We start from the raw sequence: 647 nt of genomic DNA on the forward strand, positions 1-647 counted from the left end.
AGGACACCCACCACCAGCGCCAGAACGGCTCCACAGCCGAGGCCGGTGACGAAAGCCGAGAGGACGCCAAGGCCGAGATAGGTTATCGCCAGTCCGCTGCCGTAAAGCCCGGCGGCAAAGAACATGGCGTGGCCGAGGCTGAGCAGCCCGGCATAACCGAACAGAAGATTGTAGCCCATGGCGAAGGTTGCCAGCACCAGGATGCGTGCGAACAGGCCATGGTGATAGTCGGGCAGCAGGAAGTTCAATGCGAACAGCACCGCCACCACGGCCACGTGCAATCCATAGATCCTTGCCGTTGACGCTTCCGTCATCGGGCCGCCGTTCCGAACAGGCCTTGCGGTCGGAAAACCAGCACCATCGCAACCACCAGCGTCGCGATGAGCTTGGCCAGCGTCGGCGAGAAGAACATCGAGACGATGCCGTCAGACAAGCCGATCAGCAGTGCCGCCACCACGGTGCCGCGCAGCGAGCCAAGGCCGCCGATGATGACGACGATGAACGACAGCAGCAGCGGATCCTGTCCCATCAGGTAGTGCGCCTGGCTGATCGGCACGATCAGCACCGCGGCGAATGCCGCCAGCATGGCTCCAAGCGCAAAGACGCCGGCATAGACCCGCTCCACCGGAATGGCGAAGGCCTGCGCC

Annotated in this window: 2 pseudogenes; both read right to left on the bottom strand. The window is 63.7% G+C overall.

Annotated features, from left to right (window positions below):
- Window positions 1-314, bottom strand: a pseudogene (locus tag DNK89_RS23535) (hypothetical protein); the annotation flags it as partial.
- Window positions 311-647: pseudogene (locus DNK89_RS23540) on the bottom strand (branched-chain amino acid ABC transporter permease); the annotation flags it as partial. The pseudogenes DNK89_RS23540 and DNK89_RS23535, both read right to left, overlap by 4 nt.

Source organism: Acidovorax sp. ST3, assembly GCF_003231145.1.
Taxonomy (GTDB): Bacteria; Pseudomonadota; Gammaproteobacteria; order Burkholderiales; family Burkholderiaceae_C; genus Acidovorax.